Origin of the sequence: Microbacterium sp. GbtcB4 (assembly GCF_019091465.1) — a bacterium.
Taxonomy (GTDB): Bacteria; Actinomycetota; Actinomycetes; order Actinomycetales; family Microbacteriaceae; genus Microbacterium; species Microbacterium paraoxydans.
Genome location: NZ_JAGXJJ010000004.1, coordinates 109,745 through 133,161, shown reverse-complemented (window position 1 = coordinate 133,161; position 23,417 = coordinate 109,745). Strand labels below are relative to the sequence as shown.

The following is a 23,417-nucleotide window of genomic DNA, read 5'->3' as shown; positions in this document are numbered from 1 at the left end:
ATGGCCACCGAAGAAACCCTCGTCCTCGTCAAGCCGGACGGTGTCGCCCGCGGCCTCACCGGCACGATCCTCGCCCGCATCGAGGCGAAGGGATACGCCCTCGTCGACATCCGCCTCGTCGAGCCCGACCGCGACCTCCTCGCCGCGCACTACGCCGAGCACGAGGGCAAGCCGTTCTACGAGCCCCTTCTCGAGTTCATGATGTCCGGTCCCTCCGTGGCGATCCGCCTCGCGGGCAACCGCGTCATCGAGGGCTTCCGCTCCCTCGCCGGCACGACCGACCCCACGACCGCCGCGCCGGGCACCATCCGTGGTGACTTCGGTCGCGACTGGGGCCTCAAGGTGCAGCAGAACCTCGTGCACGGCTCGGACAGCCCCGAGTCGGCCACTCGCGAGCTGGGCATCTGGTTCGACTGACCCCGATCCTCACGACGAAGCCCGTCCGCCGGAATGGCGGACGGGCTTCGTCGTTCTCATGGAGAGATCAGAAGAGGATCTTCGCCATCTCGCCGAGGAAGTCGAGGCCCTGCAGCTGCGCGAGGAAGATGATCAGCGCATAGGCGACGACGGTCGCCAGCGGCACCCACGGCATGAGCTTGTCGGCGCCCGCGCGGACCTTCGCATTGCTCGTGAACGTGCCGTTGCGGGCCAGGTGGACCATGGTGGCGAAGAAGGTGGGGATCGTCACCGCCCAGGTGACCATGCACCAGGGGCAGAGCACGAAGAGGTCGTAGAGGCTCTGCGCGATCAGCCAGCACACGAGGCCGAACGCGAAGGTGATGCCGACCCCGAACGCTGCCCAGAACCATCGGGGGAAGCGTGCGCCGGCGAGGATCGCGACACCGACGACGAGCGGCGCCATCCAGCCCGTGAGGCCGATGATCGGGTTCGGGAAGCCGAAGACCGAGCCCTGCCACGACTGCAGGTTGGTGCTGCACTGGATGAACGGGCTGAGGTCACACCCGAGCGCTTCCTGCGGGTTCTCCAGCAGCGCGAACTTCTCGACCGTGAGCTGGAAGGCGGCGTACCAGCCGATGACGCTCGCGATGATCAACCACACGGCATAGACGACGGGGCGGGTGCGCTGCTCGCTCATGCTCAGGATTATCCCAGTGACGGCTATGGAAAGGGCGAGAACCGCCCGGAGAAAACGGGCGGGGACCGACGGGATGCCGCGATCGGACCGACTTGGTGCGATAATGACCTGTGATGCGATGAACGGCGTTGCCGCGACACGCGTCGAGCAGACTTCGGGGCCCATGCCCCACGCGACCAGAGCCATGAGCCGGTCGCAGGCCGATTGAGTTCGCGGCACCCGCGGGTGCCGCATGAGATTTCACGGGACACGCAGTGGACCGTGCCAGGGAGCACGCCAGAGATGGCCGATGAGAACAATGACAACAACGCCCCCGCCCTCGACGCCCCGGCTGATGCCGCGGAGCCGCTGACGGCGCCCACCGACGCCACAGACGTCGAGGCGGAGAGCGACACCTCCGCGGCGCAGGCTCCGTCCGAGGACGTCCCTGCGGAGTCCGACGCCGCCGCCGAGCCCGAGGCCCCTGCCGAGCCCGAGGCTCCTGCCGAGTCCGAAGCTCCCGCAGAGCCCGAGGCTCCTGCCGAGCCCGAGGCTCCTGCCGAGCCCGAGGCCCCCGCCGAGACTGAGGCTCCGGCTGAGCCTGAGGCTCCCGCAAAGTTCGAGGCTCCGGCTGAGCCCGAGGCCCCGGCCGAGCCGGAGAAGCCCGCGGCCGTCACCGCCGTGTCGCTCGGACTGCTGCCCGAGGTCTTCGTGTCGCAGGTGTCGACCCAGCTGCACTTCTATGCACCGGAGATCGTCCCGCTCCCTGCCCGCCCCGGTCGTGACGACCGTGCGCCGGAGCGCGACCAGGAGGAGTCCGGGGGAGGGCGCCGCGGGCGCCGTCGCCGTGGCGGATCCGAGGGCGATGACCAGCGTGAAGAGCCGCGCCAGCGCCAGCGCGTCGTCGAGTACATCACCGAGCCGAAGGCGATCAAGGGTTCGACCAGGCTCGAAGCCAAGAAGCAGCGGCGTCGTGACGGCCGTGACGCCGGTCGTCGTCGTCCGGTCGTGACCGAGGCCGAGTTCCTCGCGCGTCGCGAGTCGGTCGACCGCAAGATGGTCGTGCGCTCCAAGAACGGCCGCACGCAGATCGGAGTCCTGGAGGACGGCGTGCTCGTGGAGCACTACGTCGCCCGCAACCAGGACGCCTCGCTGATCGGCAACGTCTACCTCGGTCGCGTGCAGAACGTGCTTCCCAGCATGGAGGCCGCGTTCGTCGACATCGGTCGCGGCCGCAACGCCGTGCTCTACTCGGGCGAGGTGGACTGGGACGGCGTCGAGACCGGCAACCAGCCCCGTCGCATCGAACTGGCGCTGAAGCCCGGCGATCGCGTGCTCGTGCAGGTCACCAAGGACCCGGTGGGCCACAAGGGTGCCCGCCTCACGAGCCAGATCTCGCTGCCCGGCCGCTACCTCGTGTACGTGCCCGGCGGCTCGATGAACGGCATCAGCCGCAAGCTGCCCGACAACGAGCGCGCGCGTCTCAAGCGCATCCTCAAGGAGGTGCTGCCGGAGTCGTCCGGCGTGATCGTCCGCACGGCGGCCGAGGGCGCCACCGAGGAGCAGCTGACCCGCGACGTGCAGCGCCTCACCTCGCAGTGGGAGCACATCCAGAAGCAGGTCGAGAGCCAGCAGGCGCCGGCGCTCCTGCACGCCGAGCCCGACCTGCTCGTGAAGATCGTCCGTGACGTCTTCAACGAGGACTTCACGAAGATGCTCATCCAGGGCGAGGAGTCGCAGCGCACGATCCGGGCGTACCTGGAGAGCGTCGCGCCCGACCTGCTCGAGCGCGTCGAGGCCTATGAGGACGACGTCGACCCGTTCGACGCGTTCCGCATCACCGAGCAGATCGAGAAGGCGCTGGACCGCAAGGTGTGGCTGCCCTCCGGCGGCTCGCTCGTGATCGACCGCACCGAGGCCATGACGGTCGTCGACGTCAACACCGGCAAGTTCGTCGGCTCGGGCGGAAACCTCGAGGAGACCGTCACCAAGAACAACCTCGAGGCCGCGGAGGAGATCGTCCGCCAGCTCCGCTTGCGCGACATCGGCGGCATCATCGTCGTCGACTTCATCGACATGGTCTTGGAGTCCAACCGCGATCTCGTGCTTCGGCGCCTGATCGAATGCCTGAGCCGCGACCGGACCAAGCACCAGGTCGCCGAGGTCACCTCGCTCGGGCTCGTGCAGATGACGCGCAAGAAGCTGGGGCTCGGCCTGCTGGAGACCTTCAGCGAGGCGTGCGAGGTCTGCGCCGGCCGCGGCGTGATCGTGCACCACGACCCGGTCGTGAAGCACCGCGCGAACGGCAACGGCAACAGCAACGGCGGTAACGGCAACGGCGGACGCCGGCAGCGCGGGAACGGCAACGGCAACGGCGGTGGCAACAATCACCCCGCGCCCGCCGCACCGCCTGTGACCCACGCCATCACCGAGGGGGCGAAGTCCGCCCTCGCGCAGATCGCTGCCTCCACCATTGCGCCGGCCGGTGAACCGGCCGCCGAGGTGCCGGTCGTCGAGTCCGCTCCGGCGCCCGCATCCGAGCGCCCGAAGAAGGCCCGGAAGAAGCGCGGCGACCGCAAGGGGCCGAAGACCCCGACCGAGGAGCTGCTCGACTCGGTGCTGGACGCGCTTCCGGAGCCCAAAGCGCCGGGTCAGGGCCGTGGACGGCGTCGGGTCACCACCGCCGCGCTCTCCGGCACGCCCGTGTCCGTGAACTCGGAGGCCTCAGTGCCGCCGGTCGCGTCCGCGGACCCGGAGGCCTGAGGCGATCAGGCGCCGGACGAGCTCCTTGCCGGAGACGTGCTGTGCACCGCCGGCGATGAGCCGGGGGACGGCGTCCTCCGGGACGTCGTAGTGGTCGAGGTCGAAGGCCCGGGCGGGGATGCCGTGCGCGCGGGCGAACGCGTGCAGCTCGTCGAGGTTGTCGTCGCTGACCAGGTGCGCCCACAGGCGTCCGTGGGCGGGCCAGCGGGGGTCGTCGACGAGTACGGTCACTCCGTCAGCCTACGGCCGGCCCCGTCGCCCGGCTCACTTTGCGAGGTCAGCCGGCATCCGGTAAAGTAGTCCCTTGGTGCGCATGCCGCGTCGTCCTCGACGGCCGAAGCGGAGAGTCTTGCATTCGCGCCCGTCGTACCAGCGACGCATGCAAGCAACAGTCTTCCCGTGAGATTCTCGGAGCCGCGTGCTCCCCAACGAAACAGGTATGAAGTGGTTTACGCAGTAGTGCGCGCCGGTGGCCGGCAGGAGAAGGTCGAGGTCGGCACCATCGTTCAGCTCGACCGTGTTCAGGCTGCCCAGGGCGACAAGATCCAGCTGCCCGCCGTGCTGCTCGTCGACGGCTCCACGGTGACCACCGACGCCGACGCGCTGGCGAAGGTCACCGTCACGGCTGAGGTCGTCGGCAACCTCCGCGGCCCGAAGATCGTCATCCAGAAGTACAAGAACAAGACCGGCTACAAGAAGCGTCAGGGCCACCGCCAGGAGCTCACGCGCGTCAAGATCACCGGCATCAAGTAAGACCGAGGAGACCAGGACATGGCACACAAAAAGGGCGCAAGCTCCACCCGTAACGGTCGTGACTCCAACGCACAGCGCCTCGGCGTGAAGCGCTTCGGCGGTCAGCAGGTCCTCGCCGGCGAGATCATCGTCCGCCAGCGCGGCACCCACTTCCACCCCGGCGCCAACGTCGGCCGTGGTGGCGACGACACGCTGTTCGCTCTGGCCGCCGGTGCGGTCGAGTTCGGCGCGAAGGGCGGCCGCAAGGTCGTCAACATCGTCGCTGCTGCTGAGTGATCACAGCACCACGCTAAACATCCGGTTCGGGGCGGGCTTCGGCTCGCCCCGTCCGTGTATCTGCCGTCAGGCACCCTGAGCAACCGAAGGACTCGCACATGGTCACGTTCGTCGACACCGTCACACTGCACCTGCGTGCAGGCAAAGGCGGCAACGGCTGCGTCTCCGTGCACCGGGAGAAGTTCAAGCCCCTCGGCGGTCCGGACGGCGGCAACGGCGGCGACGGCGGCGACATCGTGCTCGTCGCCGACACGCAGACCGGCACGCTGCTGTCGTACCACCACTCGCCGCACCGCTCGTCGGGCAACGGCGGACCGGGCATGGGCGACCACCGCTCCGGCTTCGACGGCGAGACCCTGGAGCTCCCCGTCCCGGTCGGCACCGTGGTCAAGAACCCGAACGGCGACGTCCTGATCGACATGATCGAGCCGGGGGAGCGCTTCGTCGTGGCTGCGGGCGGTCAGGGCGGACTGGGCAACGCGGCCCTGGCGACCCCCAAGCGCAAGGCTCCGGGGTTCGCTCTGCTCGGCACCCCGGGCTTCGAGGGCGACGTCGTCCTCGAGCTCAAGACCGTCGCCGACGTGGCGCTCGTCGGCTACCCGTCCGCGGGCAAGTCGAGCCTCATCGGCGCGATCTCGGCCGCACGACCCAAGATCGCCGACTACCCCTTCACGACGCTGCACCCGAACCTCGGCGTGGTCCAGGTGGAGGACTTCCGCTACACCGTCGCGGATGTGCCCGGCCTCATCGAGGGCGCCAGCGAGGGCCGCGGGCTCGGACTCGAGTTCCTGCGGCACGTGGAGCGCTGCTCCGCCCTGCTGCACGTGCTCGACTGCGCGACGCTGGAGCCGAACCGCGACCCCATCTCCGACCTCGACGTCATCCTCGCCGAGCTGGCCGCGTACGAGGTGCCGGAGGGCCAGACTCCTCTGCTGGAGCGCCCGCAGTTCGTGGCGTTGAACAAGGTCGACGTGCCGGAGGCGCGTGACCTCGCCGATCTCGTGCGGCCCGACCTGGAGGCTCGCGGTTTCCGGGTGTTCGAGATCTCCACGGTCTCGCACGAGGGGCTGCGCCCCCTCACGCTGGCTCTCGGCGAGCTGGTCGAGCAGCACCGCAAGGAGACCGCGGTCGAGGCGCCGCGCGAGCGCGTCGTCATCCGCCCGAAGGGCTCGGTGAAGCCGTTCACCATCCGGGTCGAGGGCGGCACCTATGGCAACATCTATCGCATCCTGGGCGAGAAGCCGGTGCGCTGGGTGCAACAAACCGACTTCCAGAACGAGGAGGCCGTGGGCTACCTCGCCGACCGTCTGGAGAAGCTGGGCGTCGAGGACGAGCTCTTCCGTCTCGGCGCCGTGCAGGGTTCGACGGTCGTGATCGGCGAGGGCGACAGCATCGTCTTCGACTGGGAGCCGACGATGAGCTCCGCGGCCGAGCTCATGACGGCACCCCGCGGCACCGACCCGCGTCTGGCGCCGAATGCCCGCCGCACCACGTCCGAGCGGCGCGAGCAGTACTACGAGCGCATGGACGCGAAGGCGCAGGCGCGCGCCGAGCTGGAGGCGGAGCGGCTCGCCACGTACCGCGAGGACGAGGCGTGACCGCACGCACGCGCGCCGACCTCGCGACGGCGACGCGGATCGTCGTGAAGGTGGGCTCGTCCTCCATCAGCGGCGAGTCGTCCTGGCGCATCCCGGTGCTCGTCGAGGCGCTGGCCGCGGCGCATGCCCGCGGAGCCGAGGTCGTGCTCGTGTCGTCGGGAGCGATCGCCTCCGGCATCCCCTTCCTCCGCCTGGACGCGCGGCCCACCGACCTCGCCACGCAACAGGCCGCGGCCGCGGTCGGGCAGAACATCCTCGTCTACCGGTACCAGGAGGCACTGCGCCCCTTCGACATCGTCGCCGGTCAGGTGCTGCTCACCACCGGAGACCTCGAGAACCCGACGTCGCGCTCGAACGCACGGCGGGCCATGGAGCGCCTGCTGGGGCTGCGAACCCTTCCGATCGTGAACGAGAACGACACGGTCGCGACGCAGGAGATCCGGTTCGGCGACAATGACAGGCTGGGCGCTCTCGTCGCGCAGCTCATCGAGGCCGACGCCCTCATCCTCCTCAGCGACATCGAGTCGCTGTACACGCGGCCGCCGAGCGACCCCGCCGCCGAGCCCATCGACGTCGTCACTCCGGACGCGGACCTCTCCGGGCTGGAGTTCGGCGCCACGGTCGTCAACAGCGTCGGCACCGGGGGAGCGGCTACGAAGGTCTCCGCCGCCCGACTCGCGGCGGCCTCGGGCATCGGGGTCTTGGTCACCAGTGCTGACCTCGTCTCCCAGGCCCTGGCGGGCGCCCACATCGGGACCTGGTTCGAGCCCGCCACCTCCTAGACTGGGCGGATGACCGACCTCACCCCTCAGACGCGCCTGGAGCGGGCCAAGGAGGCCTCGCGAGCGACCGCCGCCCTCACGAGCGACGACAAGGCGCGGGCACTCGAAGCCATCGCCGTCGCCCTCGAGGCGGATGCCGCCCGGATCATCGAGGCGAACCAGCGGGATGTCGAGCGCGGTCGTGAGGACGGCATCGGCGAATCCCTCGTCGACCGCCTCCGTCTGGACGAGAAGAGGGTCTCCGCCCTCGCAGCCGCCGTCCGCGATGTGGCGGCTCTGCCCGACCCGGTGGGTCGCGTGGTCGGTGGGCACCGGATGCCGAACGGCGTGGCTCTCGAACAGGTGCGCGTGCCGTTCGGCGTGGTCGGGGCCATCTATGAGGCGCGACCCAACGTCACCGTCGACATCGCCGCCCTCGCCCTGCGCTCGGGCAATGCGGTCGTCCTGCGCGGAGGCAGCGCCGCACGCGATTCGAACACGGTGCTCGTCGACGTGATGCGCTCCGCCCTCGGTACCGCGGGCGTGACGCCGGAGGCGATCCAGACCGTCGACGACTTCGGCCGCGACGGGGCGAAGGCACTCATGCACGGCCGCGGCTTCATCGACGTGCTCGTGCCCCGCGGCAGCGCCGGTCTCATCGAGACCGTCGTGACGGAGTCGACGGTGCCTGTCATCGAGACGGGCGCCGGGAACGTGCACATCCTGCTCGACGAGAGCGCCCCGGACGACTGGGCGTCCGACATCGTCGTGAACGCCAAGGTGCAGCGCCCGAGCGTGTGCAACGCGGTCGAGACCGTTCTCGTCCACCGACAGGCCGCCCCGCGGCTGATCCCGCTCGTCGCGAGCGCGCTCATGAGTGAGGGGGTGGCGATCCACGGCGACGACGTGGTCGCAGGACTCGTGGCCAACATCATTCCGGCGACCGAGGAGGACTGGGCGACCGAGTACCTGAGCCTGGACGTCGCGATGAAGGTCGTCGACAGCCTCGACGACGCTCTCGACCACATCCGGCGCTACAGCACGGGGCACACGGAGTCCATCGTCACCACCGACTCCCGCAGCGCGGAGCGGTTCCTGGCCGAGGTGGACTCCGCCGTGGTGATGGTGAACGCCTCCACGCGGTTCACGGACGGGGCCGAGTTCGGCTTCGGCGCCGAGGTGGGGATCTCGACGCAGAAGCTGCATGCGCGGGGTCCGATGGGGCTCTCCGAGCTGACCAGTACGAAATGGCTCGCGCGTGGGACAGGTCAGACCCGCGGGTGAGGGCTAGACTGGGGGACGCTGTATCCCCACAGGACCCCCGAGACAGCACGCCACGAACGGAGTCAGGATGAACCTCGTCGCACAGATCGCGATGGCCGCCGCAGAGACCGAGCACCACGGCAACGTGGCTCTCGACACGGTGATCTTCGGAGCCATCGCCGCGATCGTGTTCGCCGCTCTCGGTCTCGTGACGCTGTCGTACAAGAACGTCGCGAACCGCCACTCGGCGAAGGCGGAGGCCTGGGCGGCGAAGCACGGCAAGGACCACGAGGCGGGACACGGCCACTAGGCCCTCATGAGCACCGCGACCACGCGCGCACCGCGCATCGGCGTGATGGGCGGGACTTTCGATCCGATCCATCACGGCCATCTGGTCGCCGCCAGCGAGGTCGCGCACTCGTTCGATCTCGACGAGGTGGTGTTCGTCCCGACGGGTCGTCCCTGGCAGAAGGCCGACGTCACGCCGAGTGAGCATCGCTATCTGATGACGGTCATCGCAACGGCCTCCAACCCGCAGTTCACGGTGAGCCGCGTGGACATCGACCGCGCGGGTCCGACGTACACGATCGACACGCTCCGCGACCTCAAGGAGCAGCGCCCGGACGCCGAGCTGTTCTTCATCAGCGGGGCGGACGCCGTGGCGCAAATTCTCAGTTGGAGAGACCATGATGAATTGTGGGAACTGGCCCACTTCGTCGCGGTCTCCCGCCCAGGACACGTTCTGAGCATCGACGGCCTCCCGAGCGACGACGTCAGCCAGCTCGAGGTGCCGGCGCTGTCCATATCGTCGACGGACTGTCGAGACCGCGTCCGCGACGATCAACCGGTCTGGTACCTCGTCCCCGACGGGGTCGTCCAGTACATCGCGAAGCATCATCTGTATCGGAGCAAGGCATGAGCACATCGGATCAGCGAGGTCCGCTGACGCGGAAGCAGCTGCGGGAGATCCGGTTGACGGGATCCACCCCGATCATCAGCGAGGAGCAGGCCAACGCCGCCGCGGAAGCCGCGGCTCCCTCGCAGCCGTTGCCGCGTGCCGCCGAGCCCGTGGTCATCCCGCCCGCCCCGGTCGCCGGCACTCCTGTCGATCCTGAGGCCGCGCCGCTCACCCGGCGTCAGGCGCGGGAGCAGGAGAAGATCAAGACCGTCCCGGTTCCCGCCGCCGGCGCGCCGGAGCAGGAGGCGCTGGAAGAGCCGGCGGTGCAGCCGGATGCCTCCGGCGACGACGACATCGATAACGACGAGGTCGTCGCGGAGCCCGTCAGTGCGGCCCAGGCCGCCGACACGGTCGGAGAGGTGCCACTCGCCGACGAGCACGCGCAGACGCCGGAGTCCGAGCCTGAGGATCCCGCGGTCGCACTCGGTGTCAGCCAGGAGGACACCGCCGAGGGGGAGGACCTCCTCGACGAGGACGCCGAGGAGGATGTCGACCAGGGCGAGCGTCCGACGGTCAGTCCGACCTTCGGCCAGGGCGTGCTGCAGGACGAGACGCCCGCCGAGCAGGCACCCTTCCGCCCCTCCTTCGATGAGCTGCTCACCTCGAACGACTCCGGGGGCACCCAGCACTCGGCCCCGAACGCGCTGATCTTCACCCCGTCCCCCGGCGAGGGCTCTCTCTCCGGTCCGGTCGCCTCCACCGGCGAGATCCTCGTCACGGGGTCGTACGAGCTGCCGAAGGGGCTCGGCTCGCAGGGCCACGCCCACGGAACGACGGACGGCAAAGAGGTCGACGCCGTCCTCATCGACGGCGAGCTGCCGCCCGCGTCTTCCCCCACTCCGATCGCGGCGAGTTCCGCCGTCAGCACCATCAAGCCCGCCGGCGAGGTGATCCGTCCGCCGGCACCCGAGAAGGGCAACCGGCTGATGCTGATCGCCGCCATCGTCGCGGGCGCCCTCGCGCTGGGTCTGGGCACGGCCCTGGTCATCGCCTTCACAGGAAACGTCTTCTGATGCAATCACCCGAAACCGCCGAAGAGATGCTGCGCATCGCCGCTGAAGCCGCCGTGGCCAAGGGGGGTGAGGATCTCGTCGCGCTGAACGTCTCCGAACCGCTCCCGCTCGTCGACATCTTCCTGCTCGTGACCGGCAACAGCGAGCGGAACGTCGCCGCCATCGCCGACGAGATCGAGGACCGTCTCGTCGAGTCCGGGCACAAGCGCGTGCGCCGGGAGGGGCGAGCCGAGGCACGGTGGGTGCTGCTGGACTTCGGCGACCTCATCGTCCACGTCTTCCACCAGGAGGAGCGGGTCTACTACGGCCTGGAGCGTCTGTGGAAGGACTGCCCGGTGATCCCGCTCGAGGTCGCCGAGACCTCGGCTGACAACGCCTGACATGGCCACGCACCTGCTGACCGGTGCGGGCTCGGGGATCGGCGAGGTCCTCGCCCGACGACTCGTGGAGCGTGGCGACGACGTCGTGGTGCTCGCGCGCGATGCGGGACGAGCACGGCAGATCGCCGAGCAGCTGCCAGGGGTCTCGGCGCTGGTCGGCGACCTCGCGCAGCCGGGACGCCTCTCCTGGGCGCTCTCGAAGCAGAGCCTGCCCGATCGCATCGATTCCCTGGTGCACGCGGCCGGGGTCGTCGACCTCGGAACGGTGGGAGATCTCACTCCGGCGCTCTGGGACCAGCAGCTCGCCGTCAATCTCGTCGCCCCGGCGGAGCTCACGCGGCTCCTGCTGCCCGTCCTCCGCGTCTCGCGGGGTCATGTGGTGTTCGTGAACTCCGGAGCCGGACTCCGGGCGAGCCCTGGGTGGTCGGCGTACGCGGCCTCGAAGCACGGTCTGCGCGCCCTCGCGGATGCGCTCCGGCAGGAGGAAGCCGAGCACGGCCTCCGGGTGACATCGGTCTATCCAGGGCGCACGGCGACGCCCATGCAGGAACGCGTGCACCAGCAGGAGGGTCAGGAGTACGACGCAGCCCGGTTCATCACACCGGAAGCCGTGGCGACGACGATCCTCGCGGCGCTGGACCTCCCGCGGGACGCGCACCTCACGGATCTCACGGTGCGTCCGCAGGGCTGAACGAGTCGATCCTTCCATTCTCCTGCACCTCAGCGAGAGGGTGTCAAGGCCCTTCCCTTCCCCCGCGGGGTATCAGAGGCTCGTCATCAGAGAGTCCTGGAGGGCCGACTGATGTCAGAAGTTCCTGATCCCCGTTTCGTGCTTCACCGCATCACGCCGTCGGAGTGGGTGATCAACGACCTGCGCTATCCCCAGAACGACCCGCGGCATGTCGTCGCCTGCGTCTATGAGCTCGCCGATACCGAGGTCGAGGTCACGTGGCTGCGCGATCTTCCGCTGGCGATCCGCTACGGCACGGCGTTCGAGGTGTTGGAGGAGGTCGAGCGGATGCAGGGTGCCAGCCGGGCCACGCGACCCATCGCGATCCCCTCTCGCCCGCCGCTGCTGGCCACCTGAGCTGCGAGAACGCAAGAAAAGGGCACCCCCCGCCGTGCGGGGTGCCCTTTCGTGCTTTACCGGTCAGTCGTCGTCGCCGACGACAGCGGCGCGGTCGGCCTCCGCGCTGTCGATCTGAGCGTCGTCGGCGTCCTCGTCGAGAACCTCTTCGCCGTCGACCTCGCGCGTCGGGACGTCCTCCGCGTCGCCATCGGCGATCGGCGGGAGAGGCGGGATCGGGGGAGTCGTGTTGGACATGTCGTCTCCTTTCGTCGGATGCCTTTCTACGCCGGGCCGCCGACGCAGACGAGGCGGTTGACGCATGGCAGCACGGGGGACTACGGGCCTGCTCCGCGGTCAGGAAGCGGGAGGTGTGCTCCCGCCACCCGGGCCGCCGCTCATGCCGGACGCGGCCTGCTGGGTGACGCTGTTCGCGTAGTCGTTCGTCGGGTCGCGGTAGATAGTGTGCACGTGACCCCAGCCCGACGTCGTCACGCCCTCGACGTCGGCGCCCGCGAAGCCCTGCTGCGCCTGGAACGCGACGTAGACCTTCGGCCCGGAGATGGAGAAGTCGATGCCGTCTCCGGTGCTCATGTCGTACGTCGTCGCCCCGGACCAGGCGATCACGGTGTCATCCAGTGTCTGCTCGATCTCGGCCAGCGTGGAGGCCGTGGTCTCCTCGTCGCTCATCCCGGCCCAGTTCGCGATGAGCTGGAGAAGCAGGTCCCGCTGCTCGTCGGAGAGGTCGGCTCCGGACAGGCCCGCGCCGGTGGCGAAATCGCAGGTGTCGCCCGGTGCGCACATGCTCACATCGCCGGAGGTCAGGGTGGCCTGCTGGTCGGCGGTGAGGCTGTCGAAGAACGCGAAGGCGTCCGTGTAGATGCCGTCGAACGGCTGCACCTCCTCGCCGTCCTCGTTCGTGTAGACGGCGGGCTGGACGCCGAGGTGCGTGGGCGCGAAGGTGATCGCGTCGGTGCTGCCGTCGAGCGTGGCGTTGATCCCGAGGTGGTGCCCGCCGAACTGCACCTCGAAGGCGCCGTCGGTCGCTGTCGGATCGCCGAAGAAGGCGATGTAGTACTGCCCGAGGGACTCCTCGGTGCTGCTGCTGTTCTCGGCGAGGTACTCGTCGCCGCCCATGATCCCGGTCACGGTGGCGTAGGCCTCGTCGCTGAGGAGAGCCTCCAGCACGGCGAGCGCCGCGGTCCGCTGCTCCTCGGTCAGGTCGGTGAGGTTCAGACCGGCCCGCTGCACGAAGGTCACCGGGAAGTTCGACCACGACGTCGTCTTCGTCTCGTCGTCGAAGTCGTAGAGAACGGTCTCCTTCTGTTCGTCGGTCAGCGTCGCGAGGAAGGCCGCGGCAGCGGCGGACGTGTCGGCGATCGTCCCCGCGGTCGTTCCGGCTTCCGTCGACGCGGCGGCGGAAGCCGAGGCGGACGACGAAGCAGAGGTCGTCGGTTCGGCGGTCGTGGCGGCCGCGCAGCCGCTCAAGACGAGGCCGCCCGCGAGGACGAGGCCGGAGAGCCAGGCGAGGCGTTTCTGTGCGGGAGAGGATGTCGTGTTCATGGCCCCAGGCTAGGAACGCGACCGTTGATGATCCTTTGTGCCGTCGATGTGATTCCTATGAGCCCTGGGCCATCTCGGATGTCTCCCACGCAGCGGGGGCGGTGATCGGGGGACTCGATGGTCAGGAGTCGTCATCGAGTACAGGCTCTGTCGCCTGTCGGGGGCCCTCGAGTGAACCGGCCGGCCCGCATTGTCTCAGGCATTCGCGCAGCAACAGGCGTCCCCTCCCGTCGAGGCCTGTTGTCGCGCGAAAGCCTGAGGGGGCTAGGGGAGGTAGCGGTCCACAATCGTGCGGAGCTGTGCCTCGTCGGGTGCCGTGCGGACGCCGGTCACGCGCTGCAGCGTCGCGAAAGGAGTCGACGCCGACCCGGTGGGAGCGGGCTCGAGCTGCGTCTTCCAGTCCGGGGCGATGTGGTCGAGAAGCAGCCCGAGCTGGGCACCCGTGAAGTACGAATAGTCGCGTTCCAGGACAGCCTGCTGATCCGGATCCTCGATCAGTGCTTCGAGACCGTCGGTGAAGGTGTTCTGAACGGGAGTGAGGCCTCGTGCTCTGTCGAAAGCCCGCTCGACGTAGGTCGCGGTCCCCTCGATGGCCTCCAGCTCGATCTCCAACTCCAGAGTCGGCCACGTCGTATAGCGGGCCATGCGCACAGCGGCGAGGTCGGACGCGAGGGCGGCCAGCACCTGCGGATCGGTCTCGGTCTCGACCCGGTCGAAGATCCGCGCCTCCACGCGCAGCAACTCGTACTGCGCCGCCGTATGCGGGTAGTCCGGAATCGTGCCGCCGGCCTCCCACGGCCAGGCGCCGGGCGCCTCGGGATCGATCCCCTGTTTCGTGACGTGGAAGTTCTCGTGCAGGGAGAAGCGCGCGAAACCCTGCGACGTCGTGGTCTCGGTGTCGAGCATCGCCTGGTTGTACTTGAACGCGAGGACATCGTCGCCATCCACCTCGATCACACCGAAGTTCGAGGGGGCGTACAGCATCCCATCCCCGACACCGAACGTCCGGCTGATGCGGACGTCATCGAGGTGAGTGGCCCCGGGAACGTCGATCTTCGTCATGCCGGAGGTGTCCGTGACGCCGCTCATTGTTGACGAGGATCGCGTGCGACCAGAAGGAGCTCTTCTCCCCGACCGTGCGCAGCAGCACCAGCGGTTGCTCCTCATACCGGTAGACGTCCGTCCAGATCTCCGCCGGATGTGCCGCCGTGACGTCGTACTCCTCCGACAACTGGGTGAGCATCTCCCGGTCGGTGGCGTCGAGGCCCTCGTAGTCCGACGGGGTGGGGGCGAAGAGACGCCACGCGACCACCCCGCCGATCCCGAGCGCGACGACGGCGAGAATCCCGAGGATCACGGGGGCGAAGCGGCGACGGTGTCGCGCGACGGAATGCGGCGCGAGGGCCTGACATCGCGAGATGCCACTGGCTCCAGAAACACGAAAACCCCCGGCGAACCGAGGGTTATTCGTGGACCTGAGGGGACTCGAACCCCTGACCCCCTGCATGCCATGCAGGTGCGCTACCAGCTGCGCCACAGGCCCAGACGCTGCTCCGGAGTGCTCCGGGCAACGTGAAAACACTACTACACGAATCCGCATCCGCACCAATCGGCGCGGGCTGCCCGGGCGCGTCGGGGCGCGAGGAACATCCGGAGGAGCGACGGCGTTCGATCCATCGTGAGCACTCTCGACAGCATCGTGATCGGCGCCGGCCAGGCCGGGCTGTCCGCGTCGTTTCACCTGCGTCGCCGCGGGATCGAGCACGTCGTGCTGGACGCCGATGCGCGGGCCGGGGGAGCCTGGCAGCACCGGTGGGACGCCCTCACGATGCGCGACGTGCACGGGGTCGCCGAGCTCCCGGGAGACAGCGCGCCGCCGCGGGACGAGCGCCGGGCGAACATCGCGGTGCCGGAGTACTTCGCCGCGTACGAGAAGGCCCATGATCTTCCGGTGCTGCGGCCGGTGCACGTCCGCCGGGTCGATGACGACGAGGGCGTCCTGGTCGTCGAGGCCGACGAGGGGGAGTGGCGCACCCGCACTCTCGTCAACGCGACGGGCACCTGGACGCAACCCTTCATCCCGCATTATCCGGGGATGGAGACGTTCCTCGGGGAGCAGTTCCACACCGTCGACTACCCCGGCCCTGAGCACTTCCTCGGCAAGCGGGTGCTGGTCGTGGGCGGCGGTGCATCCGCCGTGCAGTTCCTCGGTGCCCTCGCTCCTCTCACCGAGACGCTGTGGGTCACCCGACGCCCGCCCGTCTGGCGGGACGACGACTTCACGCCGGAGGCCGGTGCCGCCGCGGTCGCGCTCGTCGAGAAGCGCGTGGCGGCCGGCCTGCCCCCGGAGAGCGTGGTCAGCGTCACGGGGCTCATGCTCCGACCGCAAGAGAGGGAAGCGGAGCGCCTCGGTGCGTACGCCGACCGTCGACCGCTCTTCCAGCGCATCGAGCCCGACGGCGTGCGCTGGTCCGACGGAGCGTTCGAGCGCGTCGACGTGATCCTGTGGGCGACGGGGTTCCGGCCGGCCATCGGCCACCTCGCCCCGCTCCACCTGCGCAGTGCCGCGGGCGGGATCCAGCTCGACCGCGGCGGCCGCGGCACGACGGCCGTCGCGGATCCCCGGGTGCAGCTCGTCGGCTACGGCCCGTCCGCGAGCACCATCGGCGCGAACAGAGCGGGGCGAGCGGCTGCGACCGGCGTCGTCCGCGCGCTCGCGAAGGAGGGCGCCGCGGTCTCCTCGTGACCGTTTCGTCGTCCGGCGCCTCCTGTGGATACGCTGGGAGGCATGCTGCGCATCATCCTGACCGTCGTCTGGCTGCTGCTCTCCGCGTGGCTCGTGGTGTGGGTGGGGGAAGGCCTGTTCGGTGTGAACCAGCGCGAGTCGATCCTCCCCTTCGCGAGCGATGACGGCCTGGGCGGACCGATCGTGATCGGCGTCGCCTGGGGCCTGCTGCTCACCTTCGGCGGATCGATGTCGGGTCTGGCGCGGCGCAAGAAGGTCCGCGGGCCGGCGCAGATCGGCGTCGGCACCGTCGTCGAGATGTCGCGCACCGGCGTGACCGTGAACGACGTGCCCCAGTACGACCTCTTCATCCGGGTCAGCCCCAGCGTCGGCGACGACTTCATCGGACAGCTGCGCATGCTGCTCGACGCCGGTGACGTCGGAGCGCTGCAGGTGGGGCAGCCCGTCCCCGTCCGCTACAACGTGGACGACCCCGACACCGTCGAGCTCGCTGACCTCAGCGACCCGAGCGTCCGAGAGGCGATGCTGCAGTGGCGCATCGACCGCGGCCTCATCGACCCGTCCCAGGTCCGCGCTCGTACGACGGGGACCCAGGTGCCAGCGTCCGTCGTCGAGGTGCGTCCGACCGGACGGCGCCGCGAGGGGCAGAGCGAGCTCGCGCTGAAGGTGCTCGTGGCCCCCGAAGGAGCAGAGCCGTGGGAGGCCGACACCACCGTGTTCGTCTACCCGCAGGCCGTATCGCGCCTGCAGGTGGGAGCACCGATCTGGGCGTTCTACCGGCGTGAGGATCTGCACACGGTCGCCGTCACCATCGAGAAGGAGCCGGCACGATGAACCCCCTCGACACGCTGATGTGGCTCGTGAACTTCCCGGCCGCACACGGCTACGCGATGGTCTTCATCGCGGCGTTCTCGATCCTCGGGCTGTTCGCGGTGTCCGCGCGGGGAACGACCGGAGGCGGCTCGCTGCGGGCTGTCCGCGAGCGGGAAGGGCTTGTTCCGGCGGGCACGCGATCCCGCGGCAGCATCGGCGGCTCCGTGGTCCGCGTGTTCTTCCGCGTCCTGGCCTTCGTGATGCTCGGCTCCCTCATCATCGGCATCCTGAGCCTGACCGGTGTCCCGGTGACCCGCGCGTACATCTTCGAGAACGGTCGTCCCACCACCGGCACGGTGGACGGGGACTGGGTGACGTTCACGGCCGCGGACGGCACCGAATACACGCTGGAGAGCGACTTCTTCACTCCGGCCGTGTACCCGGACCGTGACGCGTGGCTCCCGAGTGGGGCACCGGTGGTCGTCCGATACCTGCCCTCGCATCCGCAGGCCTTCGTCATCGACAGTTCGCAGATCCCGGACTGACGTCGGCGAGGGCGCGTAGGGTGAAGACATGTCGCGCATCCTCGTCTTCGGCGGCCACGGCCGCATCGCCCTGCTGCTCGCCCCGCTCCTCGTGGCCCGCGGTCACGAGGTCACGGGGGTGATCCGGAACCCCGATCACGTGTCCGAGGTGGAGGAGAGCGGCGCGATCGCTCTCGTCGCCGACATCGAGACCATGGACGTCGACGCCCTCACCGAGATCATCCGCGGGCACGACGCGGTGGTGTGGTCGGCCGGTGCCGGGGGCGGGAGCCCCGAGCGCACCTACGCCGTCGACCGGGACGCGGCGGAGCGGACCATGGACGCGGCGGAGCGCGCGGGTATGCGACGCTACGTCATGGTGTCGTGGATCGGCTCCACGGCCGATCACGGCGTGCCGGAGGACGACTCCTTCTTCCCGTACGCCGATGCGAAGTGGGCCGCAGACGAGCACCTCCGCGCTTCCGGCCTCGACGGGACCATCCTCGGCCCTGGCACGCTGACCTTCGACGACCCGACCGGACGCATCCGCATCGACCCGGAAGGGCGCGGCGAGGTCTCCCGCGCCGACGTCGCGGCGGTCATCGTCGCGACCCTGGAGGATCCGGGCACGATCGGGCGCACCATCCGCTTCGGCAACGGCGACGAGGAGACCTCGGTGCCGATCGCCGAGGCGCTCGCGCGCTGAGAGCGATGAACCGGGGCTGGTCACGGGTGCGGCGAGGCGTAGGCGCCGCACTCGTCCTGCTCGCCCTCACGGGAGGTGCCTGGGTGTCGGCGGCTGCACAGTCCAGCCCGGAGCCGGCTGCCGAGGCGGTGTCGGTGCAGGCTGCAGAACCTGACGCGATCCGGGAGCAGGCCGCCGCCCTCGTCGCGGACATGAGCACGGCGGATCAGGCGTCATCCATCGTGATGGGACACATCGGCGGGACCGATCCGGCGGCGCTACGCGACTACATGAAGTCGGGGCTCGGAGGCTTCATCCTCATGGGTGGGAACATCCCGGCGACGGAGGAAGAACTCCGCGCACTGACGGCCGCGCTGACGATCGACCCGGCCCTCCCGCCGCTGATCGCCGTGGACCAGGAGGGCGGCATCGTCTCGCGACTGCCCTGGGACGCCTTCCCAGCGTCGACGACCCTGAAGAGCCGTCCGGTCGCCGAGACCTCGGCGGCCTTCGCGGCCCGCGGCGCGCTCGTCGCCCGCGCCGGGATCACCGTCGACTTCGGCACCGTCGCCGACGTCCCGGCGGACCGCGGCTCGTTCATCTTCGGGCGTGCCCTCGGCACCGATCCGGAGAGTGCCGCCGACCGCACCGCGGCGGCGACCGCGGCCCAGGAGCACTTCGTCGCGTCCACGCTCAAGCACTTCCCCGGGCATGGAGCGGCGCCGGGAGACTCCCATCAGGCGATCCCGAGCACCGGAATGACGAAGGCGGCGTGGCGTGAAGGGGACGGCGTCCCGTTCGCCGCCGGCATCGAAGCCGGCGCCTCGTTGCTCATGTACGGCCATCTCGCGTTCACCGCCGTGGACTCCCGTCCGGCGTCGCTCTCCGCGGAGTGGCATCGCATCGCGCGGGAGGAGCTCGGCTTCGAGGGTGTGGCCGTGACGGACGACCTCGGCATGCTGCTGTCCTCGGGGGATCCGGCATACGCCGACCCCGTCGCGAACGGCGTCGCCGCGGTCGCGGCCGGCAACGACCTCGTGCTCATGATCGCGGGGTCCACGGCGCAGACCGCGACCGAGATGGCCGCGGGGATCGCCGCGGCCGTCGACGCCGGGACGCTCCCCGCCGAGCGTCTGGAGGACGCGGCGACCCGTGTGCTCACCCTGCGTCTGGAGCTCGCCGCAGCGTCGTCGTCGTGGGCCGTCTGTGGGGACTGCACTGCCCGCTGACGCTCAGGCTGCGGCGCGCTCGTCCGGGCCGAGCCAGGCGGTGAGGAGGGAGGCGCGGAGGGCGGCGCCGCGGTCCGCGAAACCGCGCTGGCGCCGGACGTACTCGGCCTTGCCCTCCGGCGTCTCGATGCGTACCGGTTCGACGTCCCACGCCGACAGGTCGTAGGGGGCGGCCTGCATGTCGAGCAGCCGGATGTCGCGCGCCAGCTCGAACGTGTCCAGCAGCAGTTCGCCGGGGATCAGCGGGCCGAGTTTCATCGCCCACTTGTACAGGTCCATGCCGGCGTGCAGACAGCCGGGCTGTTCGAGGAGCGGCTGATCCTCTCTCGTCAACGCCGCCCGGTTGCGAGGCACCGCCTCCGGAGTGAAGAACCGGAAGGCGTCGAAGTGCGTGCAGCGGAGATCGTGATCCTCGACCACCGCGTCCGTGCCCTCCTGCCCGAGCCGCAGGGGGACGGCATGCCGATGCTCTGCGGCGCGATAGACCATCGCCCACTCGTGCAGGCCGAAGCAGCCGAACTGCCCGGGACGGGAGCCGGTACGGCGCAGCATCAGCGAGACGAGGCGAGCGAGCTCCGGCTTCTCGGCGGCGAAGCGCTGGGCGTCGGGGATCGCGCCGCCAGGTGACATCCCGGGGGAGTACCAGCGCCATGTCACTCGCTCGGACGCGTCCGCCAGCTCCACACCCGCTCCGGGGTGCCAGCGGCGCAGCTGCGCGGGCTTATAGCCGTAGTAGGTGAAGAGGAAGTCCCACACCGGGTGCTTCTCGCCGCGCGCCACACGGTCTCGGTGCGAGGCGGTCAGCCCGTCGGCCCGCTCCCGATGCGCGTCCTCGCGCCGGAGCCACTCGTCACGGGTGAGGATCATGTCAATGCAGGATGCCGGCATCGCCGAGCTGGTCGCGGAGGCCGGCGCCGTCCTCTGCACTCACCCAAGGAGCCTCGTCAGCGTCATGCGATTCCATCTCGGCGCGACCGCCGGCGAGCACCGCCTCCGCGGGCAGCAGCCGTCGGATCGCGACACCCGCGACGGAATCCGGGTACTCCTCCTGGAACTGCGTGTAGATGGCCTCGTCGTGCTGGCCGTCGTCGCCGATCAGCAGCCATTTGACGTCCGGGAACTCGGTCGCCAGCCGACGGAGGTTCGTGAGCTTGTGCTCACGGCCGCTGCGGAACCAGCGATCATGCGTAGGACCCCAGTCGGTCAGCAGCAGCGAGCCTGCGGGGAAGAGGTGCCGACCGAGGAACCGTGACAGGGTGGGCGCGACGTTCCAGGCGCCGGTGGAGAGATAGATCATGGGGGCACCGGGGTGCTGCCGGAGAAGCTGATCGAGCAGAACCGCCATCCCCGGCACAGGAATGCGTGCGTGCTCGTCGACGACGAACGAGTTCCAGAAGGCGATGAAGGGGCGGGGGAGCGCGGTGACCATGACGGTGTCGTCGACGTCCGAGACGACGCCGAACCGGGTGGTCTCCGCGACGATGAAGGCCCGGGCCTCGATGGGCTCCTGCCCCTCGACGGTGATCGTGAAGGTCTGCCAGCCCGGCTCGAGATCGGCGCGGATGACGGTGTCGATGACGCCACCGCGGTCGGCGACCACCCGATGCGTGCTGTCGCCGACATGCACGTCGACGGAGGCGAAGCCGACAGGGATGCCGACGAAGCTGCGCCAGCCGCGGATGCTCGCCGGTTCCCCGTCGCGACCGCGGCGCTGCGGCGGGACGATGAGCACACGACCGAGCACACGGACCCATCCGGGGCCGCCGTAGCCCGGGAAGGGCAGGACGGTGGCGTTCCGGCCGCGGCGGCGCGCTCGTCCCTCGCGCCACACGTGCAGGCGGTGCTCGAGACGGGCGAACCAGTGGATCCTGGGCGCCGGGGGTGCGGGGGCCATTGCCTCAGTCTTTCACGTCGGCGTCGGACTCCGCCGCCGGGGCCTCCAGATGACGAGCCTCCAGGCGGTGCAGCAGCCGCTTGCCCAGGTAGGCGAGCACGAGGAACAGGGCGATGACCCCGACGAACAGGTAGCCCGCGAAGTGCACGCGGTCGACGAGCTCACGGAAGCTCCCGGCCGCCAGCGAGGTCACGCTCACGTACGCCGAGGCCCAGATGATGCAGGCCGGGGTCGTCCAGGCCAGGAAGCGCCGGTAGGGGTACTCGCTCATCCCCACTGTGAGAGGGACGAGGGAGTGGAGGACCGGGAGGAAGCGGGAGAGGAAGATGGCGATGCCGCCGCGACGTGCAAGGTAGTTCTCCGCGCGGACCCAGTTGTGCTCCCCGATCCGCCGCCCGAGCCAGGAAGCACGGATGTAGGGGCCGAGCCAGCGGCCGAGCCAGAAGCCGATGCTCTCTCCGATGAGGGCGCCGACGACGACGGCGACACCCATCGCGATGCCCTCGAGGGGAGTGGCGACGCCCATCGAGGCGATGATGACGATCGTGTCGCCGGGGACGATGAGGCCGATGAGGATGCTCGTCTCCAGCATGACGGCGAGACCCGCGACCAGAGTGCGCGTGACCGGATCGATCGACTGCACGGTGTCGAGGAGCCAGAGCAGGAGGTCGTCCACCCCATGAGGATACGGGAGCGGCCCGGTCCTAGGCTGGAAAGGTGCCCGACCGCCTGACCCCCCGACCGCTGCCGTCCTGGGTGGCTCCGGAGCGTGTTTTCGCGGTGATCGCGCAGCAGCTGGCGGATGTGTTCTGGCTCGATGCGGGCGCTGACGCCGCCGAGGGATGGAGCTTCCTCGGCACCGGGGTCGCCGAACAGCTCCCGGAGGACGTGCGCCTGGATGCCGGGCCCGTCGAGGCGGGGATGCCGCCGTTCCGCGGGGGATGGGTGGGCTGGCGCGACTACGAGAGCGGAGCCGTCCGCGCGGGGGCTCCGGTCGCCACCGACCCGGAGCCGGAAGCCCGGACGTGGCTGCGCGTGACCATGGCCGTGGCGGTCGACCATGCCGCGCACCGCCTGTGGCTGCTGGCCCCGGAGGGGGAGTCGCGTGAGGGGGAGCGCTGGCTGCAGTCCCTTCTGAGCGACGCCGGCCCCGAAGCGCTGACGCCGCGGGTGGTGGAGGATCGTCACGCCGCCGAGGCCCGCCACACCCCTGCCGCATACGAGCAGCTCATCGACCGCTGCCGCGACCTCATCCACGCGGGCATCGCGTACCAGCTCTGCCTCACGACGCGGTTCACCGTGCCAGGGACCCATGACCCCGTCGCCGTGTACGAGCGGCTGCGGGCGGCGACTCCCGCCCACCATGGCGGATTCCTGCGTATCGGGGGACGTGCGCTCCTCAGTGCCAGCCCCGAGCAGTTCCTCCACGCCGCCGGTGGCGTCATCCGCACCCGTCCCATCAAGGGGACCCGCCCTCGAGGCGCCGATGCCGTGACCGATGCCGCGCTCGCCGCAGAGCTCGCCGCGGATCCGAAGGAGCGGGCCGAGAACGTCATGATCGTCGACCTCATGCGCAACGACCTCTCCCGGGTGTGCGTGCCGGGGTCGATCCGGGTCGAGGGGCTCTGGGAGGTCGAGAGCTATCCCGCCGTGCATCAGCTCGTCAGCACCGTCAGCGGCACGGCCGCGGAGGGGACCACGGTCGGGGTGCTGCTGGAGGCCGCATTCCCCGCCGGAAGCATGACCGGAGCGCCGAAGCTGTCGGCGATGACGCAGCTGCACGAGCTCGAAGGCGGCCCGCGCGACATCTATGCCGGCTGCTTCGGCTATATCGGCGTGGACGGTGCGCTCGACCTCGCGATGGTGATCCGCAGCATCGTCGTGGATGAGGAGGCTGCGTTCGTCGGCGCCGGTGGCGGGATCACGTGGGGATCGGTGCCCGCGGCCGAAGTGCGTGAGGTCGCCACGAAGGCCCGCGCCCCTCTCGCGGCGCTCGGCGCGGAAATGCCCGCCACCTGGCGTTCCGATATCCTGAACTGATCCCGTTTTTCCCTTCA

Annotated in this window: 28 protein-coding genes and 1 tRNA gene; 19 read left to right on the top strand and 10 right to left on the bottom strand. The window is 69.8% G+C overall.

What is annotated here, in order from left to right; all coding sequences use genetic code 11:
* On the top strand, positions 1–417 hold the full coding sequence (ndk, locus tag KVS71_RS08385; RefSeq protein ID WP_105949985.1) for a nucleoside-diphosphate kinase: 417 nt from the start codon (positions 1–3) through the stop codon (positions 415–417).
* Positions 418–484: 67 nt separating this feature from the next.
* On the opposite strand, the gene KVS71_RS08380 is transcribed toward ndk, so the two are convergent.
* Positions 485–1,096: a vitamin K epoxide reductase family protein gene (locus tag KVS71_RS08380; protein ID WP_105949984.1), complete on the bottom strand. Its 612-nt coding sequence runs from the start codon at positions 1,094–1,096 to the stop codon at positions 485–487.
* A 282-nt stretch (positions 1,097–1,378) separates the two neighbouring features.
* On the opposite strand from KVS71_RS08380, the gene KVS71_RS08375 reads away from it, so the two are divergent.
* The gene (locus KVS71_RS08375) at positions 1,379–3,838 is read left to right on the top strand and encodes an Rne/Rng family ribonuclease (RefSeq protein WP_217584323.1); all 2,460 of its coding nucleotides are present in this window, start codon (positions 1,379–1,381) and stop codon (positions 3,836–3,838) included.
* On the opposite strand, the gene KVS71_RS08370 is transcribed toward KVS71_RS08375, so the two are convergent.
* A complete protein-coding gene (locus tag KVS71_RS08370; RefSeq protein ID WP_060921679.1) occupies positions 3,800–4,069 on the bottom strand; it encodes a DUF4031 domain-containing protein in 270 nt (89 codons plus the stop codon). The two genes, KVS71_RS08375 and KVS71_RS08370, sit on opposite strands and share 39 nt — an antisense overlap.
* A gap of 213 nt (positions 4,070–4,282) precedes the next feature.
* On the opposite strand from KVS71_RS08370, the gene rplU reads away from it, so the two are divergent.
* The 11 genes from rplU (at position 4,283) to KVS71_RS08315 (ending at position 11,927) form a co-directional block, all read left to right on the top strand.
* The gene (rplU, locus tag KVS71_RS08365) at positions 4,283–4,591 is read left to right on the top strand and encodes a 50S ribosomal protein L21 (RefSeq protein ID WP_025104973.1); all 309 of its coding nucleotides are present in this window, start codon (positions 4,283–4,285) and stop codon (positions 4,589–4,591) included.
* Between the two features lie 18 nt (positions 4,592–4,609).
* A complete protein-coding gene (gene rpmA, locus KVS71_RS08360; RefSeq protein WP_025104972.1) occupies positions 4,610–4,867 on the top strand; it encodes a 50S ribosomal protein L27 in 258 nt (85 codons plus the stop codon).
* 98 nt (positions 4,868–4,965) lie between these two features.
* Complete coding sequence (gene obgE, locus KVS71_RS08355) at positions 4,966–6,465, top strand: GTPase ObgE (RefSeq protein ID WP_025104971.1); 1,500 nt, start codon at positions 4,966–4,968, stop codon at positions 6,463–6,465.
* Positions 6,462–7,247, top strand: a complete 786-nt coding sequence (proB, locus tag KVS71_RS08350; protein ID WP_217584322.1) for a glutamate 5-kinase — start codon at positions 6,462–6,464, stop codon at positions 7,245–7,247. Before obgE ends, proB begins: the two co-directional genes overlap by 4 nt.
* 9 nt (positions 7,248–7,256) lie before the next feature.
* Positions 7,257–8,510, top strand: a complete 1,254-nt coding sequence (locus KVS71_RS08345; RefSeq protein ID WP_105949981.1) for a glutamate-5-semialdehyde dehydrogenase — start codon at positions 7,257–7,259, stop codon at positions 8,508–8,510.
* A gap of 67 nt (positions 8,511–8,577) precedes the next feature.
* Positions 8,578–8,799 (top strand): hypothetical protein, encoded by a 222-nt coding sequence (locus tag KVS71_RS08340; RefSeq protein ID WP_060921683.1) that lies wholly within the window; start codon positions 8,578–8,580, stop codon positions 8,797–8,799.
* A 6-nt stretch (positions 8,800–8,805) separates the two neighbouring features.
* Complete coding sequence (gene nadD / locus KVS71_RS08335; protein ID WP_082749995.1) at positions 8,806–9,408, top strand: nicotinate-nucleotide adenylyltransferase; 603 nt, start codon at positions 8,806–8,808, stop codon at positions 9,406–9,408.
* Positions 9,405–10,460, top strand: coding sequence for a hypothetical protein (locus KVS71_RS08330; protein WP_105949980.1), 1,056 nt, complete (start codon positions 9,405–9,407; stop codon positions 10,458–10,460). Before nadD ends, KVS71_RS08330 begins: the two co-directional genes overlap by 4 nt.
* Complete coding sequence (gene rsfS, locus KVS71_RS08325; RefSeq protein ID WP_060921685.1) at positions 10,460–10,840, top strand: ribosome silencing factor; 381 nt, start codon at positions 10,460–10,462, stop codon at positions 10,838–10,840. The genes KVS71_RS08330 and rsfS overlap by 1 nt, the downstream gene beginning before the upstream one ends.
* A gap of 1 nt (position 10,841) precedes the next feature.
* On the top strand, positions 10,842–11,531 hold the full coding sequence (locus tag KVS71_RS08320; protein WP_217584321.1) for an SDR family oxidoreductase: 690 nt from the start codon (positions 10,842–10,844) through the stop codon (positions 11,529–11,531).
* Between the two features lie 138 nt (positions 11,532–11,669).
* Positions 11,670–11,927 (top strand): hypothetical protein, encoded by a 258-nt coding sequence (locus KVS71_RS08315; RefSeq protein WP_231919629.1) that lies wholly within the window; start codon positions 11,670–11,672, stop codon positions 11,925–11,927.
* Between the two features lie 63 nt (positions 11,928–11,990).
* On the opposite strand, the gene KVS71_RS08310 is transcribed toward KVS71_RS08315, so the two are convergent.
* From KVS71_RS08310 to KVS71_RS08290, 5 genes are all read right to left on the bottom strand, one after another.
* Positions 11,991–12,164: a hypothetical protein gene (locus KVS71_RS08310; RefSeq protein ID WP_158698540.1), complete on the bottom strand. Its 174-nt coding sequence runs from the start codon at positions 12,162–12,164 to the stop codon at positions 11,991–11,993.
* 99 nt (positions 12,165–12,263) lie between these two features.
* A complete protein-coding gene (locus KVS71_RS08305) occupies positions 12,264–13,469 on the bottom strand; it encodes a DUF3500 domain-containing protein (protein WP_217584320.1) in 1,206 nt (401 codons plus the stop codon).
* Positions 13,470–13,733: 264 nt separating this feature from the next.
* Positions 13,734–14,531 (bottom strand): hypothetical protein, encoded by a 798-nt coding sequence (locus KVS71_RS08300; protein WP_217584319.1) that lies wholly within the window; start codon positions 14,529–14,531, stop codon positions 13,734–13,736.
* Positions 14,491–14,826: a hypothetical protein gene (locus KVS71_RS08295; RefSeq protein WP_217584318.1), complete on the bottom strand. Its 336-nt coding sequence runs from the start codon at positions 14,824–14,826 to the stop codon at positions 14,491–14,493. Before KVS71_RS08295 ends, KVS71_RS08300 begins: the two co-directional genes overlap by 41 nt.
* A gap of 113 nt (positions 14,827–14,939) precedes the next feature.
* Positions 14,940–15,012: transfer RNA gene (locus tag KVS71_RS08290), tRNA-Ala, on the bottom strand.
* A gap of 135 nt (positions 15,013–15,147) precedes the next feature.
* On the opposite strand from KVS71_RS08290, the gene KVS71_RS08285 reads away from it, so the two are divergent.
* Genes KVS71_RS08285 through KVS71_RS08265 form a run of 5 tightly spaced genes read left to right on the top strand, consistent with a single transcriptional unit; the run spans position 15,148 to position 19,466 of the window.
* Positions 15,148–16,215: an NAD(P)/FAD-dependent oxidoreductase gene (locus KVS71_RS08285; RefSeq protein ID WP_217584317.1), complete on the top strand. Its 1,068-nt coding sequence runs from the start codon at positions 15,148–15,150 to the stop codon at positions 16,213–16,215.
* 42 nt (positions 16,216–16,257) lie between these two features.
* Positions 16,258–17,049: a hypothetical protein gene (locus KVS71_RS08280; protein WP_217584316.1), complete on the top strand. Its 792-nt coding sequence runs from the start codon at positions 16,258–16,260 to the stop codon at positions 17,047–17,049.
* Positions 17,046–17,573, top strand: a complete 528-nt coding sequence (locus KVS71_RS08275) for a DUF3592 domain-containing protein (protein ID WP_105949974.1) — start codon at positions 17,046–17,048, stop codon at positions 17,571–17,573. The genes KVS71_RS08280 and KVS71_RS08275 overlap by 4 nt, the downstream gene beginning before the upstream one ends.
* A 28-nt stretch (positions 17,574–17,601) precedes the next feature.
* A complete protein-coding gene (locus KVS71_RS08270) occupies positions 17,602–18,258 on the top strand; it encodes an SDR family oxidoreductase (RefSeq protein ID WP_217584315.1) in 657 nt (218 codons plus the stop codon).
* Between the two features lie 26 nt (positions 18,259–18,284).
* Positions 18,285–19,466 carry a glycoside hydrolase family 3 N-terminal domain-containing protein gene (locus KVS71_RS08265; protein ID WP_368874611.1) on the top strand — a complete coding sequence of 394 codons (1,182 nt, stop codon included), beginning with the start codon at positions 18,285–18,287 and terminating at the stop codon, positions 19,464–19,466.
* Between the two features lie 3 nt (positions 19,467–19,469).
* Here KVS71_RS08265 and KVS71_RS08260 read toward each other — a convergent pair whose 3' ends face one another.
* The 3 genes from KVS71_RS08260 to KVS71_RS08250 are packed head-to-tail and all read right to left on the bottom strand — an operon-like array spanning position 19,470 to position 22,036.
* Positions 19,470–20,333, bottom strand: a complete 864-nt coding sequence (locus KVS71_RS08260; protein ID WP_254635584.1) for a 3-methyladenine DNA glycosylase — start codon at positions 20,331–20,333, stop codon at positions 19,470–19,472.
* 1 nt (position 20,334) lies between these two features.
* Positions 20,335–21,360 carry an App1 family protein gene (locus KVS71_RS08255; RefSeq protein WP_060921451.1) on the bottom strand — a complete coding sequence of 342 codons (1,026 nt, stop codon included), beginning with the start codon at positions 21,358–21,360 and terminating at the stop codon, positions 20,335–20,337.
* 4 nt (positions 21,361–21,364) lie between these two features.
* The gene (locus KVS71_RS08250) at positions 21,365–22,036 is read right to left on the bottom strand and encodes a DedA family protein (RefSeq protein ID WP_025104953.1); all 672 of its coding nucleotides are present in this window, start codon (positions 22,034–22,036) and stop codon (positions 21,365–21,367) included.
* A 41-nt stretch (positions 22,037–22,077) separates the two neighbouring features.
* Between KVS71_RS08250 and KVS71_RS08245 the strand changes: the two genes are divergently transcribed.
* A complete protein-coding gene (locus KVS71_RS08245) occupies positions 22,078–23,400 on the top strand; it encodes an anthranilate synthase component I family protein (RefSeq protein WP_217584312.1) in 1,323 nt (440 codons plus the stop codon).
* The last annotated feature ends 17 nt before the right edge of the window (positions 23,401–23,417 follow it).